This is a genomic window from Mycobacterium sherrisii (assembly GCF_002102355.1).
GTDB lineage: Bacteria > Actinomycetota > Actinomycetes > Mycobacteriales > Mycobacteriaceae > Mycobacterium > Mycobacterium sherrisii.
The window spans coordinates 36,119-52,616 of record NZ_LQPT01000104.1; the positions used below are offsets into that span (position 1 = coordinate 36,119).

Consider the following 16,498-nt stretch of genomic DNA (forward strand, 5'->3'; position numbering starts at 1 on the left):
CGACCGTACCCGGGCCGGGCTACCTGCCGGGCGGCCGCAGCACCTTCATCGCGGCCCGCATGATCGGTTCGGGCAGCCGATCCTTCATCGACAACGCGGTATCGGCGGCGCGTGAACGCAGGGGCGTGCCCCGCCCGAAGATCCGGTTCAGCGGCCCGCCGGAAGGCTCGAGCACGACGTGCAACGGCGGGGTGCCCACCGATGCGCCCAACGCATTGGCGATGACCATCCGCTGGATTTCGCTGGTGCCCTCAAAAATGGTGTACAGCTTGGCATCTCGATACCACTTCTCGACCGGATGATCGGTGATGTAGCCCCAGCCGCCCATCGTCTGGACGGCCCGTTCGGTGGCTTTGATCGCCACCTCACTAGCGGCGAGCTTGGCCATCGAGCCTTCGCCGCGTTCGAACGCGACGTTGTTGGCGGCCATCCACGACGCGCGCCAGGTCAACAGCCGGGCCGCGTCGATCTGCGTTGCCAGATCGGCCAGCGGGAACGCGATGCCCTGGTTGTCGATGATGGGCCCGCCGAATGCCTCACGCTCGGTCGCGTACGCCGTTGCGTATTCCAGCGCGGCGCGGGCGATGCCGATCGCCTGGGCAGCCACCATCGGGCGGGTCTGCTCGAAGGTGCCCAGCGTTGCCGAGCCCGAGCGCTGTCCGCCCGCGACGAGCTCGCGTGCCTTGGCCAGTTTGTGCTCGAGTTTTTCTTGTCCGCCAAGCAGGTTGGCTCCGGAAACTCGAACGCCGTCGAAACGCAGCTCGGCGGTATGGGATGCGCGACAGCCCAGCTTGTCCAGTTTGCGCACCAGCTCCAGCCCGGGGGTGCCACCCGGAACCACGAACAGCGCTTGTCCACGGTGGCCGAGTTCCTCGTCGACGACGGCATTGACCACGTGCACGTTGGCGATGCCCCCGTTGCCGATCCACATCTTGTGGCCGTCGATGATCCAGTCGTCACCGTCGCGACGCGCCCGGGTGCGCAGATTGCGGACGTCGCTGCCGCCTTCCGGTTCGGAGATGGCCAGCGCGGCGAGCTTGAGATCTCCTGGGGTACCGAAACATTCGGGAGCCCACTGCAGCATCTGCTCCGGGGAGGCGGCTTGGCCGATCGCCGAGAGCGCCAGCGCCGGCATCACGATCGCCAAACCGATACCGGCGCACCCCCAGAACAACTCCTCCATGAAGATCGGCAACGACAGGCCGGACGGATCGCCGATCAGATCGCGGTAGAACAGCGGACTGTAGAAGCCGCGTTGAGCCGCCTCCTCGAGCACCGGCCAGGGAAATTCCTGTCGTTGGTCGTAGTCGAGTGCGACCGGACGGATGACCGATTCGGCGAACTCGTGGGTCCGCCGGGAAAGGTCGTGCTGTGCTGCGGTGGGGGTGAGGCTGAACGTCATGGCTGGGCCTTCGGGTCGACGGTCTGGTGTCCCGCCGCGTTCGACTACCCGGTCCATTGGGTGAACAAACGTTCACGCCTGTCTCCTCTAGGCTGCCGTGCGCGGGCCCACCTGCGCGGTCGGCAGATGCAACACGACCGCGGGCCGCGGGATGGGCTGGTGCTCGCTACGTGCGAGCAAGGCGGCGTTTTCGGGCAGCTGCCGCGGGCTGATCTCGCCGGCGGCGATGCGGCGCAAGACCTCGTGCGCCCGGGCCAGCTGGTCCCGCTTGCGGTACTGCCCGCCGGGCAGCTTGACGCCGGCCCACACGCCGTATTCCTCGCGATGCGCGATCGCGTATTGCGCGCACCGGCGCTGCTGGGCCAGCGGGCAACGGCGCAGACACTGCAGCCGCGCCTCGGTGGCCGATCGTTCGTACGCACGGGCCTTGGCCGCGCCGTCCCCACTGTCGTCATCGGGATAGCCGAACCACAATTCCGGATCGGCTGCGCAGGGATGTCCCATGGCGATCTCCTTGTCTGGAATGAAACGTAGGCGAAAGCGTATACACACAAGCCGCGGCTGTGCAAGCGAAACGAGATAAAAACGTATATCCATAGCGATAGGCCCCGGCCTGTGTAATATCCGGCCTATGGGCGGAGCCCGCGGTGAGCCGTGAGTCGGCAGGCGCGGCGATCCGTGCATTGCGGGAGTCCCGCGATTGGTCCCTGGCCGACCTCGCCGCCGCCACCGGCGTCAGCATCATGGGCCTGAGCTACCTCGAGCGCGGTGCCCGCAAGCCCCACAAAAGCACAGTTCAAAAGGTCGAAAACGGACTAGGCCTGCCGCCGGGCACGTATTCTCGACTGCTGGTGGCCGCCGATCCGGACGCCGAGCTGGCCCGATTGCTGGCCGCGCAGCCGCCGCAGCAGACGGCCCCGGCCCGCGCCGGGGCGGTCGTCGTCGACCGTCACAGCGACACCGAAGTGCTGGAAGGCTACGCCGAAGCGCAGCTCGATGCTCTCAAATCCGTCATCGAACGACTGCCGGCGACGACATCAAACGAATATGAGACGTATATTCTCTCTGTGATCGCGCAGTGCGTGAAGGCCGAGATGCTCGCCGCCAGCTCCTGGCGGGTAGCGGTCAACGCGGGCGCGGACTCCACGGATCGGCTCATGCAACACCTGCGCGCTCTCGAGGACACGCGCGGCGCACTGCTGAAACGGATGCCGGACAGCGTCAGCGCCCGATTCGACCGGGCGTGCGCGCAGTCGTCGTTGCCAGAAACGATCATCGCCGCGCTGCTCGGGGTCAGCAACGACGACATGTGGGACATCCGGAACCGGGGCGTGATCCCCGCGGGGGTCCTCCCCCGCGTGCGTGCGTTCACAAAAGCGGTGGAGTCGAACCACGGCACCACCGATCAGGTCAGCGGCGAGGGGGACGAATGACCGAGACCGATGTCGAGGCGCTGCGGCGCGCTCATGCGCTGTTCACCGGCGACAGCCGACCGGCACCGATGGGCGTCGCCCCCGGCCCCGCCGCCACACCGAATCCCATGGTGGGACAACGTGCTTACCAGGTGCGGGCAAGGCGAAGCCACGAGGCGCTGCTCGCGGCGGCCCGCACGGATGACACGGCCGCGGCCGTCATCGCGGCCGCCCACCGCGATCGGGCGCACGCCCGTGAGCTGACCAGGACCGTCCTCGACGAGGCACGCGCCGACGCCGCGGTGACCCCGGACGCGCCGATGGCCCAGCGCGAGGCGATGCGTCGCCGGGTCGCGCGGCTGCGCGCGCAACGAGCCCACGTGTTGACGGCCCGCCTGCGCGCGCGACGGCGGGCGGCCGCGTTGCGGGCACTGCGCTACCGAATGCGGCACCCCCGCGGTACGGTGCCGGCCGGGCTGCGGCTGCCATCGCCTAGTTCACGCGCCGGCATCGCGGTGCGCGCGGCGTTGTCGCGGCTCGGCCGCCCCTACGTCTGGGGTGCCACCGGTCCGGACCGCTTCGACTGCTCCGGCCTGGTGCAGTGGGCGTATGCGCAGGCCGGCATTCACTTGGACCGCACCACCTATCAGCAGATCAACGACGGGCTGCCGGTGCCCCGGTCGCACGTCAGACCCGGCGATCTGGTCTTTCCCCACGCGGGCCACGTGCAGCTGGCGATCGGCAACAATCTTGTTGTCGAGGCGCCCTATCCGGGTGCGTCGGTGCGAATCAGCCAGCTGGGCAGCAACATCGCGATACGCCGGCCGATATGAGTAGTCGCTACGAAGTTAGGTTGAACGCATGGCCGAACAAGCCGGACCTTCACTAGCGGCCATCCGGGCGCAGCAGTCGGCCCTGGCGACTCGGCACGATTCGCTCGCCGATGCCGACCGAACGCTGCTGGACGTGCTGGCCGCCGCGCACGCCGCGAGCCGGGAAAACATCGAGCGCTTGGATGCGATCGCCGAGGAAATCGAGCATGCCGTGCCGATTTACGCCGGCTTGGCCGTGGACACTCCGCTGGGCGCGCGGGAGTTTCAGAGGTTCCTGGTGGCCAAACAACGCGAGATCGCCGCGGTGGTGGCGGACGCGCGCGAGCTGGACCGGGCGAAAGCTGCTGTGCTGGAACGCCTGCGGGGAACCTACGACACCCCCGCGGGGTAGCCGTGGCCATTCCTCCACAGCCGCGCCGCGGTGAATTGTCGAGGCCAACGGCTCTCACTACTGTCACCCGGCATGGAGGGGTCGCGACACCGCCCGCGCTGGGGCGCAGCGCAGTTGGCCTAGCCGATGTCCACCTATGACGAGATGCTGGCCACGGTGCGCGCGGTGCGTGACCGCACCGGCGATCCCAATGCGTGGCAAGCCGGCCTGACACCGGCGGAGCTGGCGGCGGTGATCACGCCGGCCACCCGGCCGGACCAGCTCGAGACGATCATGACCAAAATCCGTCAGCAACATCCCGAGGTCTTCAATCCTGGCTCTGCGCCCGTCGGCGCACCACGGCCCGAGCCGGCCCAGGGCCCCACGGATCGTTCTCAGGGCGCCGCCGCAGAGGCCATCGCGAACGCCGAAGCCGCTCTGGCACACCAGAATTCGGCCAGCGCACAGTTGGATCTGCAAGTCATCTCGGCCATCATGAACGCGCACTTGAAAACTATCGACGGGGCAGACGCCCTAGCCGCGCTGCAACGCGAGACCGAACTCGCGGTGCGGATGCGTTCGGACCTGGATACGCCGGCAGGGGCGCGAGACTTTCAGCGCTTCCTCATCGGCAAGCTGCGAGACATCCGTGCGGTGGTCATGAACGCCAGCCTGGATGACACGTCGAAGTCGGCGCTGATGGCCGCGTGGACATCGCTGTACGGCGTATCGACCGGGGACGGGGGCGCCTCCGGGGCGTCCGGGGCGGCACCGGCCCCCGCGACGGCCGCACCGACACCGAACCCTGGTCAACCGTCGCCCGGCCCAAACGCCGGGACCGACTGGGATCCGCTGCTGGATTCGCTGCTTCTCGACGATCCAGGGGTGCCCGCCGGCGGTCCGGTTGCCGGTCCGGCCGAGGCTGCCCCGGCGGCCGCGCCGCCCCCGGCGTTGCCGAGCATCCCCAACGTCGGGCTGGGGCCGGCACCGGGATCGATGGGCGGCTGGGGCGCGCCGAGCGGGTTCACCCCGTCGGAGCGCCAGGAAGGCACCGCGGCCGATCCGGCTCTCGAGGACCTGGCCGAGGACAGCCTGGGCGAGGATCCGCTCGACCCCGACTCGGATCGTCCCGACGAACGCGACGACGAACACGGACAGGACGTGTCGGACGACGCGTCGGGCGCCGAATCTTCGTCGTCGGGCCCCACCTCGGTGACGCTGCCCAATGGCGAGACCGTGACGGCGGCCAGCCCGCAATTGGCGGCCGTCATTCAGGCTGCGGTCGGGGGCGCATCCATTCCGGATGCGTTTCACCAGCAGGGCATCACCATTCCGGCGCCGGGCACCGCGGTCGCCGATCCGATCGAACCGCTACAGGTCGTGCCCGGTGACATCGGCATCTTCACCGACCGCCATGCCCTGGGCCTCGGCCATAGCAAGGCACTGCTCGACGGCCAGATTCAGCACATTGCCACCGTAAGTGGGCCCAGCTTTCTAGGCTGGGAGCATCCGCCGGTGCCGTCCACCGCCACCGCCCCGGCCACAACCGAGGCACCGACACCAACCAGGCCGGCGGCGACGCCGACCCCGCGAGAAAAGTGAACTCGCCGGCCCGGCCGGCGGCGCAGGAACAGGAGACACCCGATGGCAGATCGAATCCAGGTGGCGCCGGCCCAGTTACGCGAAGCCGCGACCCATCACCAGGAGACCTCGGAGTACTTGCGGACTATTCCGTCCACGCACGCGGCGATCCAGGAGAGCCTCGATTCGCTCGGCCCGATTTTCGGTGAACTCCGCGAGGCGGGGCGCGAACTGCTCGAGCTGCGCCGCCAGTGCTACGAGCAGCAGGCCGACGAACACGCTGACATGGCGCACAAACTGACCGTGTCGGCCACGACGTGGGATCAGCACGAGCAAGATGCGGCCGGCGCGCTCGGCCGGGTCGTCGACGGCGGTCGATGACAGACGCCAATCCCGCCTTCGACACCGTTCACCCGAGTGGCCACATCCTGGTCCGCTCCTGCCGCGGCGGGTACATGCACAGCGTCGCGCTGAGCGAGGAGGCGATGGATACCGACGCCGCGACCCTCGCCCGGGCCATCCTGTTGACCGCGGACGTGTCGTGGCTCAAGGCGCTGCTGGAAGTTCGTCAGGAGATCGTCGCGGCCGGACACACACCGTCGGCGGAGGTCCCGACACCGCACGATCTCGATGCGGCCATCGAGAAACTGCTGGCGCACAAGTTGCGCCGCCGCGACAGTACGGACTAGATCAGCCAGGGCTTGGCGGCATCGGGATCCGGCGCGATGTCGCTTGGTGGCTCGATCGGGTTGGCGCCGAACAACTCTCGGGCCCGGCCGAGCAGGGCGCGCACTTCGTCGAGTTGTTGCTGTAGCGCGGAGTCGGCCATGAGCTCACGCTACCCAGCGCATCGGTGCCGCACAATTCACCTTCGCTCAAGCAGTTTGCCGAACGGTCGGTAGTCTGGCCGGGTGGCGATCTTCGGTCGAATGACGGCGCGCCAGCGCCTCCGGAGAGCTACCCGGGAATCATTGTCGATTCCGGCCTTCAGCTCTCCTACCGATTGCACTCCGTGGGTGATCGGCGGGCTCTGGCCGGCCGAGTTGGCGATGGTGACCGACGAAACCGCCCCGCTCGCAGAGTATCTCGAAAAGGATCTGCAGCGAATCGTCAGCAGCGCGAACAAGCAGCTGGGGATGGTCAAGCGCGCCGGACTCAGCGAGCAGGGCCGCAAGGCGGCCGAGGCCCGCATCGTCGAGGACGCGCGTGCCCGCGCCGTCCGCCGAGTCGAATCGACGATGCGCCAGCTGGACCTGATGAAGACACAGCTGCGCGCGCGCCGTCACAGCGTGCCGGTCGAGAGCCGGGCGGGCGCAGCGGATCTGGACAAAACGCAGATCATCCCCGTGGTTCCTCCCGCCCACCGTTCGGTCCCCGACCGGGCGCTCGACACGACGCAGGTCATCCCGGCGACGACGCAGCCCGAAGTCGCCGAGCCGGCCGATGATCAAACCGAGGTGATCGGCACCGCGCAACCCGCGCCCGACGAGTCGACGACCGTCGAAAAATCGGTCACCGCAACGTCCGGCGGCGATGACAAGCACGACTCCGCGGCGGGAAGGCATCGCGCCCCGTCGCTGGCCGAAACCAAGGCGGTCAGCAGCCCGGCCGAGCCGCCGCCGGAACCCGAGCCGGTGACCGCCGTTGAGCCGGTGGTCGACGTGCCCGCCGAGGTACCGGCCGTCAGCGAACCGCAGCCCGAGCCCGAACCCGAGGCGGACCAGGAACCCGAACCGCAACCCGAGGCCGCGCCCACCCAGGCGGACACCGAAACCGAAACCGAGCGGCTGCAGCGCCTGCTGGCATTCCTGGTTCGCCAAGAACCGCAACTGAACTGGGCCGTCGGAGACCTCGCGGACGGCACCACACTGGTGGTCACCGACGTGGCGCACGGCTGGATCCCGCCGGGCGTCGAGCTACCGGAGGGCGTGCGGCTATTAGCGCCCGGCCGGCGCGCGGGCAGGGCGCACGCGCTACTCGGGGCTGCCCGCCTGGCCGCGACGTATACCCCCGGCGACCCGGTCGGCCGGCCGGGCGACTTCGGCCCGACACCCCGGTCGGGGGCGGCCCGCGAACTTCCCGCAGTGCAAGATCTGGGCTGGGAGCTGAGCCGACTCACGCACTGGCGCGACGGACTACCGCGGTTGGTCCACACCTTGGCCAAGGCGGCCAGCGCGGGAACCGGCGTCGTCGAAGAGGAAGCCGAGCTGTTGCGGGTCCACCTCGACACCGCCCGCTACCAGCTGTTCAGCCAGTACCCGGATGTCGACTCGGCACTCTTGCTGAATTGCCTACTGCTGGCGGTCACCGATGCCAGCGTCTCCGGTGACGCGGTATCGGCGAACTATCACTTGGCGTGGTTCCAGAAACTCGACGAGCCGCCAGCCAGCCGTTGGACCGCCGGCAGCTGACGCCTCGGCGGCAAACTGTGAATTGACGCTGGTTGGAGGGGTCGATGATACTGACATGGTGTCGGGGTCGGGCGGTCGCAGCGAACGGAGCGGCCTGAAAGACCGAGACCTCGTCGAGGCGGTATTACGTGAACTGAGCGAGGCGGCCGACAAGTGGGAAGCCCTGGTCGCCCAGGCCGAGACGGTCACCTACAGCGTGGACTTGGGGGATATTCGCGCCGTGGCAAACTCCGACGGCAAGCTGGTCGAGCTGACGCTGCATCCCGGCGTGATGACGGGCTACGCCCATTCGGAGCTGGCCGACCGACTGAACCTGGCCATCGCCGCACTGCGCGAAGAGGCAGAAGCCGACAATCGGGCGAGGTACGGCGGCGAGCTGCACTGACGCCGGCGTCGATGCAGCAACATTGGGGCGACCGCCGAAAGGAGAAGAACCGTGCCGCTCAATCTGTCCAATCGGGATCAGAATTCGGGGCACCTGTTCTACAACCGGCGATTGCGGGCCGCGATCACTCGGTTCTCGGTGCGGATGAAGCACGACGACCGCAAACAGCAAGCGGCGGTGGCGCTGTCGATTGTGCTCGTGGTCATCGGCGTCGGGTGGATGGCCCTGCTGCATATCATGAAGCCCTCCGGGCTGATCGGCCAGTCATCGATCATTGGTGACCGCGATACCGGTGCGATCTACGCGATGCTCAACGGTCGGCTCTACCCCGCGCTCAACCTGACCTCGGCACGCCTGGCGGTCGGCAGTGCGGGCAGCCCTACCTGGGTGCGGGCCGGCGAAATTGCGAAATATCCGACCGGTCCGACGATCGGCATTCCCGGCGCCCCGGACAGCCTGCCCGTCACCGCAAGTGCCGAGTCGGCATGGTCGGTGTGCGACACCGCCGCCACCCGGGGCAGCGGGACCGCGCCGGTGGTCACGGCGATCGCCGGCCAACTCGCCCCGCTCGGTCGTTCGCAGCCGATGAGCCCAAGGCAGGCAATCCTGACCACCCACAAGGGCGCGACCTATGTGGTCTGGCACAACCAACGGTCCCGCATCGATCCTGCGGACCGGTCGGTGACGTTCAACCTGGGGCTCGATCCCGGAGCGACGTACCCGATCGAAATCTCCAACGCGCTTTTCGATGCGATGCCCTCGACGGAACCCCTTGTGCTGCCGACCATTCCGGGCCGTGGAACACCGTCGCGATGGCTGCCCGGCTCGATCGTGGGCAGGGTCCTGGAAACTCGGGACGCCAACGGCACCGTCAACGGGTTCTACGTTCTGTTGCCCGACGGCGTGCAAAAGATCACCAGCTTCGTCGCCGACCTACTGCGGACCGCCGATTCCGAAGGCGCGGCGACACCCACCCTCGTCGCCCCCGACAAGCTGATCCAGATCCCGGTAGTCGACGTCCTCGACGTCGACTACTACCCGTCGGAAAAGCTGGAATTCGTTGACACCAACGCGAATCCGGTGACCTGCGTGGGATGGGCGAAGCAGAGCGGCGACCCGCAGGCCCGGATCGCCGTCCTGACCGGACGCGGACTGCCGGTTGCGATCGGGATGGATCCGCGGGTGGTGCATCTGGTTCGCGACGACCGCGACGCCAATTCCGTTGAAGCGCAACAGGCATTGATACTGCCCGGCGCCGCGAACTTCGTCACGACGACCAGCGGTGTCGCCACCGCGGACAGCCGGGAAAGCTTGTACTGGATCTCACCGCAAGGTGTGCGGTATGGAATCCAATCCGATCACGCGACCTTGCAGGCGCTGGGGCTGGACCCCAAGCTTGCCGTGCAAGCACCCTGGCCGATCGTGCGCACCTTCGCGCCTGGCCCGGCGATCGGCCGCGATGCGGCCCTGGTGTCACGCGACGCCGTCGTCGCAGGCGGCGCCGTGGCACCGATTCCCGATCTCAACGAATTGACAGGCGGGGGCTAAACACCGATGTCCAAACGAGGTTTCGTCCGAGGCGCCCGCCAGCCGGCGCCCAATGTACCGCCGGTGCGAATCGCCGTCGCCGCACCGTTGGCGTTGCCCGAGCGCGAACCCCGCAACATCCTGCTGATGATCGCGGTACCGGCGCTGCTTGTCGGCATCATCGGCACCCTGGTCGTGATGTACGCCTCGGGGATCCGGTCCATGCAGTCGGGGTTCTTCCCGATGATCGGCTTGGTCGGATTCGGCACGCTGATGTTCAGCGGACGGCTCGGCCGCGGCCGCCGGATCAGCTGGGGCGAGCAGGAAAAGCAGCGGCGCAGTTATCTGCGCCAGCTCGACGAGGACCGCGACGAAGTTCAACGGGCCGCTCAGCGTCAGCGCCACAGCCAGCTGTTCGTGCATGGTGATCCGCAGCAGCTGGACACCGTCATCGGCGGTCCGCGGATGTGGGAGCGCCGACCCGCCGATCCCGATTTCCTGGAGGTGCGCCTGGGAATCGGGATCCAGCAGGCCAGCGAATCGGCCGTGTCCCTGCAGTGGCCCGACGTCCCGATAGGCGAGGAGCTCGAACCCGTAACCGGCGGTGCGCTAAGGGATTTCATCCTCGAACAGAGCAAGATCCGCGGAATCGGCAAGGTCTTGAGCCTGAGGTCGGAGCCCGGGTTCAGCTTCATCGGCGACGATCCCGCCGAACTGCACAGCCTGGCCCGATCGATCCTGTGCTCGCTGGCGGTTTACCACAGCCCCAGCGACGTCAAAGTCATGGTGGTCACTCGCCATCCGGAGCTGTGGTCGTGGCTGGTCTGGTTGCCGCACAACCAGCACGACGAGATGTTCGACGCCTGCGGGCTACGCCGGTTGGTGTTCACCTCGCCCACCGAACTGGAGGAGGCGCTCGACGCCGAGCTGCACCGCAAGGGCCGTGGCCCGTGGACACCGCCGGTGGGAATGAGCCCCACGTCGATGCCGTCGCCGATCGAATCGAGCACCGGCACGGCGTTGGGCCCGCATTGGGTGATCGTGGACGACAACGTCGGCACCCCCGAGCAGTGGGAGGGAGTGACCGGGCAGAAGGGAATGGCCGGAATCACCGTGCTGCGGTTGGCGACCCGCGCGGGGTTGGGCATCGGATTCAGCGACGACGCGGAGCGTTTCCAGTTGCGCGAGGGTCGGCTGAACCACCGCGGTGCGTTCTATGCCGTCGCGGACATGCTCGCCGAGAGCACGGCCAATCGCTACGCGCGAGCATTGGCCCGCTGGTCGCCGATGAGCGCCGGTGAGCTCTCGGAGACCGACAGTCAGGGCGGTGAACTGTTGCGCGCGTTGGGCATCAGCGATCCGCGTGAACTGGACGTGGACAGGCTCTGGGGCGAGAGCCGCGGCCGTGGCGACCATAAATGGGCGATGGTGCCCGTGGGCGTCAAGCAGGGTGGCGATTTACAACATATTATCCTGCGCGCCAAGGACTTTGGTGGGTTCGGATTTCACTCGGTGGTGATCGGGACGTCTGGGTCCGGAAAGTCCGAATACTTCCTGTCGCTGTGCACCGGGATCGCGTTGACCCATTCCCCCGAGACGTTCATCGTGATCTTCGTCGACATGAAGTTCGAATCGGCAGCCCAAGACCTGCAGGGGTTCCCGCACGTCGCGGGTTCGCTGTCCAACCTGGGCAAGGACGATCGGCACCTCGCCGAGCGCATGCGCAAGGCCGTCAACGGCGAGATCGCCCGGCGCTACCGACTTTTCAACGAAGCCGGCGCGCGCGACGCCAACGAGTACGAGGAGATGCGGCTTGCCGGGCGGGATTTGGAGCCCGTGCCGATCCTGCTGGTGATCATCGACGAATACCTCGAACTGTTCATCCACCACCCGGAGTGGATCGACCTGGTCATCCACATCGGTCAGGAAGGCCGCGGCTGCAACGTCTTCTTTACCCTCGGCGGACAGCGCCTCGATCTGTCTTCGCTCAGTAAGGTCAAGAGCAACATCGCATTTCGGGTCGCCCTGCGTGCCGAGACGGCCGAGGACTCCCGCGACGTGATCGGCAGCGACGCGGCGCTGCATCTGCCGTCGAAGGAAAACGGCTACGCGCTGCTCAAGGTGGGGCCGCGCGACCTCGAGCAGTTCCGCTGCTTCTACGTGTCCGCCCCGTTCGTGGTGCCCAAGCGGGTCGTCAACGTGAACAAGACCGTCGACGTCAGCTTTTCCCAACCCCGGGCGCTGACCTGGGCCTACCAGCCGCTCAGCGAGGCCGACAGCCAGGCGCTGTCCGTCGCCGACGAACCCGATGAACCCGACGAGTTCCTGTTCCACGCCGACGGGTTCCGCAAGAAGAAGCTGGTCGACGTCATCCGCGAGTCGCTGATCACCCACAGCGCGCGCCCCCCGCACCAAATCTGGCTTCCGCCTTTGGAAGACAGCGAGCCGATCGATGTATTGGTGGCGAGTTGGCGGGGCAAGCCGTGGTACGTCGACTACGGACAGAACCCCGGCCTGGTGTTGCCGGTCGGCGTCGTCGACATCCCCGAAGAGCACGCGCAGCGCGTGCATGCCATCGACGCGGAGATGGACAACATCATGGTGGTGGCCACCGCCCAGCGCGGCAAGTCCACCACGCTGATGTCGTTGATCACCTCGGCGGCATTGATGTACCGGCCGGAGCGGGTGACGTTCTTTTGCATCGGCGCCTCGCTGTACCCGGTCGAAGACCTGCCGCATGTGGCGTCGGTGGTCAGCCAGACCGACAACGAGGGCGTCTCGCGGACCGTCGCGTCGATCGAGGGCTTGATCCTGGCCCGGGAGGCCGCGTTTAAGCAGTACCAGATCGACATCTCCGAATTCCGGGAACGGCGGTTCGGAACCGAGCGGGAAGGCGGCACCGACCCGGCCGACAAGTTCGGCGACGTCTTCCTCGTCGTCGACAACTTCAGCGACCTGTACGACAAGGACGCCGCGATGGGCGATCGGTTGGTCTCGATTGCCCGCCAGGGCCTGTCCTACGGGGTGCACGTCGCGACAACTGCGACCGCGTGGCTGGTCGGGCAGAAACAGGCCCTGGTCAACGTGTCCAACGCCCGCATCCAACTGCGGCTGAGCAATCCGGACGAAACGCAGATGGGCGAAGGGCTGGAGCGCCGGAAGGCGGCGCGCAACACGCTGGATCGCCCCGGGTTCGGCGTGACCCGGGACGGTCACGAGCTGCTCATCGGCGTTCCGGAGATCACGGCGGCCACCGGCGAGCGGATCCCGACGCGTCAGCTCGGCGCCGTCATTGCCGAGCTGACCGGCGTCGGCCGGCTGGAGAAGCTGGCTCGGCTGCCCGAACGCATTCAGCTCACCCAGATCATCGAGGCCTTCGCGCAGACCGAGGTGGCCGCCGATCCGTTCAACATCCCCTTCGCCATCGGCGAAAGCGCGCTGCAGCCAACGTATTTGCCAAGCCGAACGGTGTCGAGCATGTTGGTCCTGGGCCGGCAGTTGTGCGGCAAAACCACGACACTGGCCGCGTTTGGGCAGGCGGTGATGAGCCGGTTCAGTCCAGAGCAGGCACAGATCACCATCATCGACCCCAAGACATCGCTGATCGGAAAGGTCAGGGGGCCGCATGTGCGGGCATACGCCTACACCGCCGACGACATCGACGCGGTGATCGAAGAGCTCGCCGCCACGATGCGCGACCGTCTTCCCCCCTCCGGGCTCAGTCAGGAGGAGTTGCTCAGCCGTAGCACCTGGGAGGGCCCGCACCATTTCCTGCTGATCGACGACGAGCAGGAGCTGCGGCCGCACGGCGCGATCGGCAAGAACGCGGCGAGCGCACCATTGTGGGGATTGATCGAACGCAGCCGCGAAATCGGGCTGCACGTGATCGCGTCCCGGCTACCCGGAAACTGGGCGGGCGTCTCGGTGACCAATCCATTCCTGCAGAAAATGACGAGTTCGCGCGCACCCACCCTATTCATGGACAACGACCCGGCGATGGTGAAAGTGTTCGGCCGGGTGAGCGCCCAGCAACTGCCACCCGGTCGCGGTTTGCTCGTCACCAGCGACGGGGCGATCGAGGGAGTGCTGGTAGGAGTACCGGAATAGGTCGGGCAGCCGGTGTCGGCGGGTTTGTCAGAAAAGGTGAATCGACACCCGCGACCGGTCACCATAGAATCGGGCCATTCCGCGGCGCTTCGCGGACCGAACTGGCCTGGTGGGGAGTCAGCCGAGGGGGTATTCCCCGACGGATGAAGCCGGGCTTTTAGAAATACGGAGGACGAAATGACTGGGCTGTTCGAAATGGTGCCGGGCGCCGTTGACTTGTCGTCGGTGACCGAGGGCGCGATCAGTGAGGAGATGGCGGCCACCACCGCGGCCGGCTCGGCGGCGCTCACCGGCGTGCTGCCGATGGCGCCGGACGCCGATTCCGCCGAATTCGCCGCCGCGCTCAACGCCACGGGCGCCGCCTATCTGGCGACCGCCTCCGAGCACGCCGGGCAGCGGTCCGCGTTCGCGGGCGCTCAGGGCCTCGCGTCGGCCACCAACGTCGCCGCCGACGCGGCGAGCGCGGCCGCGAGCGCGCTCTAACCGCCGATGCCCGATCCCCGGTGGGCTGGCCCGCCCGAGATCGTCGCGGCGATCTTCGAGGCGGGTAGCCCGGCGTCGGTGCTGGCCAACAACGCGGTCTGGGTCACCGAGACCGCGAACAAGGAAGTCGCGACCGGCATGTCGGCGGTCAACACGTTGATGACGGCGGCGCAGTGGCAGGGTGTGGGTGCGGTCGCCTCCGTGGTGACCTCGACCGGGCTGAACGCCGGATTGCAGACGTTGGTGGGTTGGACCGCGGAAAAGATCGGCATTACAACGGCCGCCGTGGAAGCTTTTATGATCGCGCGGTCGTCGGTCATCCCGTCGCTGGTGTCGCAGACCAACCGGGATGAGTGGACGGTTCTGAACGCCACCAACTTCTTCGGACAGAACACCCCCGGCATCGTCGAGCGGGACACCGAGTATTTCGGCGAGCACTGGCCGCACAATTCCAGCATCGGCTGGACCTACTCCGGCGCGCTGGCCGCGCTGGTCGCCGCATTGGCCGTACCGCCACCCGTTGCGCCGATGGGCGCCTCCCCCGCCGCACCGGCGGCCGCTGCGGCGACCGTCGCCCAGGCCGCCGCGCAAAGCGGCATGAACGGCGCCGCGCAGGTGTCCGGCCAAGCGACGCAGGGCGCGGGCCAGGCCGCCGCGGCGCCCGCCGAGGGCGGCGGCCAGCTCAGCTCGCTGATGCAGCAACCGCTGCAGATGATCTCCGGGGTGACCGAACCGCTGCAGCAGGCAGTCAAGGCGCCGATGGACGCGCTGCAGGGGCTGGGCAGCATGCCGCAAGGGTTGCTGTCGTCGATGACGGGCGCCTTCTCGTCGGCCGGTGGTGCCAATGCGGCGGCCGGCGCCGCCGAGCCCATCCTGGCGGGGGCGACCGGGCCGCTGGGCGGCGGCGGTGCCTCCGGGGCCGGCGGTCTCGGAGGAGGCGGCTTCCCGGGCGCCGGCCTGACCAGCTACACCCGCCCGACAAGCAGTTTCGAGCCCGAGACGGGTGGCCGTCCGACCAGCCTGCGCGCTGGGGTGCTCAACGCCGCCGAGTTGCGCGGCCCCGCCTCCCCGACCACTACGGGCATGGGCGGCTCGCCCATGCCGATGTCGCCGGCGGGCATGCTGGGCCACGGCAAGGAGGGCCAAGCCAACGACAAGGACGTCGCGAAAGCCCGCGTGGTCGTGGGTGGCGAGCCGAACGACCAGCAGGTCTAGCGGCCGGGGCCGGGTGGACCGGCGAAGGCCTGGGCGATTTCCAGCCAACGCTGCGCGTCCGGTCCCGCCGCGGTGACGTCAAGGGATCGCCGCGGACGGCGTTGGGTGATCAGAAAACAGAAGTCCTCCGCCGCCCCGGTGACACGCTGGGCCGCATCCGGCGGTCCCCAGCACCAGGTGTCACCGCCCGGGGCGCGTAGTTCCACCCGAAACGGTTCGGCCGGCGGCGTCAGCTCGTTGATCACGAATGCGTAATCACGGGTGCGGACCCCGAGGTGAGCAATCGATTGCAACCGGTCCGTGGCCGGCCGCGGCACGCCCAGGGCGTCGGCGACGTCCAACCCGTGCGCCCAGGTCTCCATCAGCCGCGCTGTCGCCATGGACGGCGCACTCATCGGCGGCCCGAACCACGGCAACTTCCGGCCGGCCGGCACGGTGAGCAGCGCGTCGTGCAGCCGCGCCCGGGTGGTCCGCCACTCGCGCAGCACCTCGGCCGGCGGTGTGGCCGCCAACTCCTCGGCGCCCGCGTCGACGAATCCCAGCGGATCCTGCGTGGCGTCCGCCAGCACCTCGCCGAAGGCCGCTTCGTCGGTCACCGAGAGCAGGGCAACCCGGTCGGTCCACCACAGGTGCGCGATCTGATGTGCGATCGTCCAGCCCGGCGCCGGCGTCGGCTCCGCCCAGCGCCCGGTGTCCAGCGGCGCGACCAAGGCGTCTAGCTCGTCGCTCTCGGCACGCAGGTCAGCCACTATCGGCCCGGGATCCGCCACGA

At 68.1% G+C, this 16,498-nt stretch carries 16 protein-coding genes; 12 read left to right on the top strand and 4 right to left on the bottom strand.

From position 1 onward, the window contains the following. Positions 1 to 19: 19 nt before the first annotated feature. Positions 20 to 1,402, bottom strand: coding sequence for an acyl-CoA dehydrogenase family protein (locus AWC25_RS22275; protein WP_069401022.1), 1,383 nt, complete (start codon positions 1,400 to 1,402; stop codon positions 20 to 22). A gap of 87 nt (positions 1,403 to 1,489) precedes the next feature. After that, positions 1,490 to 1,906, bottom strand: a complete 417-nt coding sequence (locus AWC25_RS22280) for a WhiB family transcriptional regulator (protein ID WP_085167673.1) — start codon at positions 1,904 to 1,906, stop codon at positions 1,490 to 1,492. Between the two features lie 143 nt (positions 1,907 to 2,049). Between AWC25_RS22280 and AWC25_RS22285 the strand changes: the two genes are divergently transcribed. From AWC25_RS22285 to AWC25_RS22310, 6 genes are all read left to right on the top strand, one after another. Then, positions 2,050 to 2,835: a helix-turn-helix domain-containing protein gene (locus tag AWC25_RS22285; protein ID WP_085167675.1), complete on the top strand. Its 786-nt coding sequence runs from the start codon at positions 2,050 to 2,052 to the stop codon at positions 2,833 to 2,835. Continuing rightward, positions 2,832 to 3,647: a C40 family peptidase gene (locus tag AWC25_RS22290; RefSeq protein ID WP_069401025.1), complete on the top strand. Its 816-nt coding sequence runs from the start codon at positions 2,832 to 2,834 to the stop codon at positions 3,645 to 3,647. Before AWC25_RS22285 ends, AWC25_RS22290 begins: the two co-directional genes overlap by 4 nt. 28 nt (positions 3,648 to 3,675) lie before the next feature. Beyond that, on the top strand, positions 3,676 to 4,038 hold the full coding sequence (locus AWC25_RS22295) for a DUF4226 domain-containing protein (RefSeq protein WP_069401026.1): 363 nt from the start codon (positions 3,676 to 3,678) through the stop codon (positions 4,036 to 4,038). A gap of 126 nt (positions 4,039 to 4,164) precedes the next feature. Continuing rightward, positions 4,165 to 5,619 carry a DUF4226 domain-containing protein gene (locus tag AWC25_RS22300; protein ID WP_069401027.1) on the top strand — a complete coding sequence of 485 codons (1,455 nt, stop codon included), beginning with the start codon at positions 4,165 to 4,167 and terminating at the stop codon, positions 5,617 to 5,619. 42 nt (positions 5,620 to 5,661) lie between these two features. Further along, positions 5,662 to 5,979, top strand: a complete 318-nt coding sequence (locus tag AWC25_RS22305) for an ESX-1 secretion-associated protein (RefSeq protein WP_069401028.1) — start codon at positions 5,662 to 5,664, stop codon at positions 5,977 to 5,979. Beyond that, the gene (locus AWC25_RS22310) at positions 5,976 to 6,287 is read left to right on the top strand and encodes a DUF2694 family protein (RefSeq protein ID WP_069401029.1); all 312 of its coding nucleotides are present in this window, start codon (positions 5,976 to 5,978) and stop codon (positions 6,285 to 6,287) included. The genes AWC25_RS22305 and AWC25_RS22310 overlap by 4 nt, the downstream gene beginning before the upstream one ends. Here AWC25_RS22310 and AWC25_RS27045 read toward each other — a convergent pair. After that, on the bottom strand, positions 6,284 to 6,427 hold the full coding sequence (locus AWC25_RS27045) for a hypothetical protein (RefSeq protein ID WP_169717156.1): 144 nt from the start codon (positions 6,425 to 6,427) through the stop codon (positions 6,284 to 6,286). The two genes, AWC25_RS22310 and AWC25_RS27045, sit on opposite strands and share 4 nt — an antisense overlap. A 187-nt stretch (positions 6,428 to 6,614) precedes the next feature. On the opposite strand from AWC25_RS27045, the gene AWC25_RS22315 reads away from it, so the two are divergent. From AWC25_RS22315 to AWC25_RS22340, 6 genes are all read left to right on the top strand, one after another. After that, positions 6,615 to 8,009 (top strand): DUF5631 domain-containing protein, encoded by a 1,395-nt coding sequence (locus AWC25_RS22315; RefSeq protein ID WP_308204773.1) that lies wholly within the window; start codon positions 6,615 to 6,617, stop codon positions 8,007 to 8,009. Between the two features lie 55 nt (positions 8,010 to 8,064). Further along, positions 8,065 to 8,394 (top strand): DUF2710 family protein, encoded by a 330-nt coding sequence (locus AWC25_RS22320; protein ID WP_069401031.1) that lies wholly within the window; start codon positions 8,065 to 8,067, stop codon positions 8,392 to 8,394. Positions 8,395 to 8,445: 51 nt separating this feature from the next. Continuing rightward, entirely contained in the window at positions 8,446 to 9,942 is a 1,497-nt protein-coding gene (gene eccB, locus AWC25_RS22325; RefSeq protein WP_069401032.1) for a type VII secretion protein EccB, read from the top strand. 6 nt (positions 9,943 to 9,948) lie between these two features. After that, a complete protein-coding gene (gene eccCa / locus AWC25_RS22330) occupies positions 9,949 to 14,028 on the top strand; it encodes a type VII secretion protein EccCa (RefSeq protein ID WP_085167679.1) in 4,080 nt (1,359 codons plus the stop codon). A gap of 177 nt (positions 14,029 to 14,205) precedes the next feature. Continuing rightward, the gene (locus AWC25_RS22335; RefSeq protein ID WP_244899581.1) at positions 14,206 to 14,511 is read left to right on the top strand and encodes a PE family protein; all 306 of its coding nucleotides are present in this window, start codon (positions 14,206 to 14,208) and stop codon (positions 14,509 to 14,511) included. 6 nt (positions 14,512 to 14,517) lie between these two features. Further along, positions 14,518 to 15,726, top strand: coding sequence for a PPE domain-containing protein (locus AWC25_RS22340; RefSeq protein ID WP_085167681.1), 1,209 nt, complete (start codon positions 14,518 to 14,520; stop codon positions 15,724 to 15,726). Here the strand turns inward: AWC25_RS22340 and AWC25_RS22345 are convergent. Continuing rightward, the gene (locus AWC25_RS22345) at positions 15,723 to 16,496 is read right to left on the bottom strand and encodes a TIGR03084 family metal-binding protein (protein ID WP_069401035.1); all 774 of its coding nucleotides are present in this window, start codon (positions 16,494 to 16,496) and stop codon (positions 15,723 to 15,725) included. The two genes, AWC25_RS22340 and AWC25_RS22345, sit on opposite strands and share 4 nt — an antisense overlap. Positions 16,497 to 16,498: the final 2 nt, after the last annotated feature.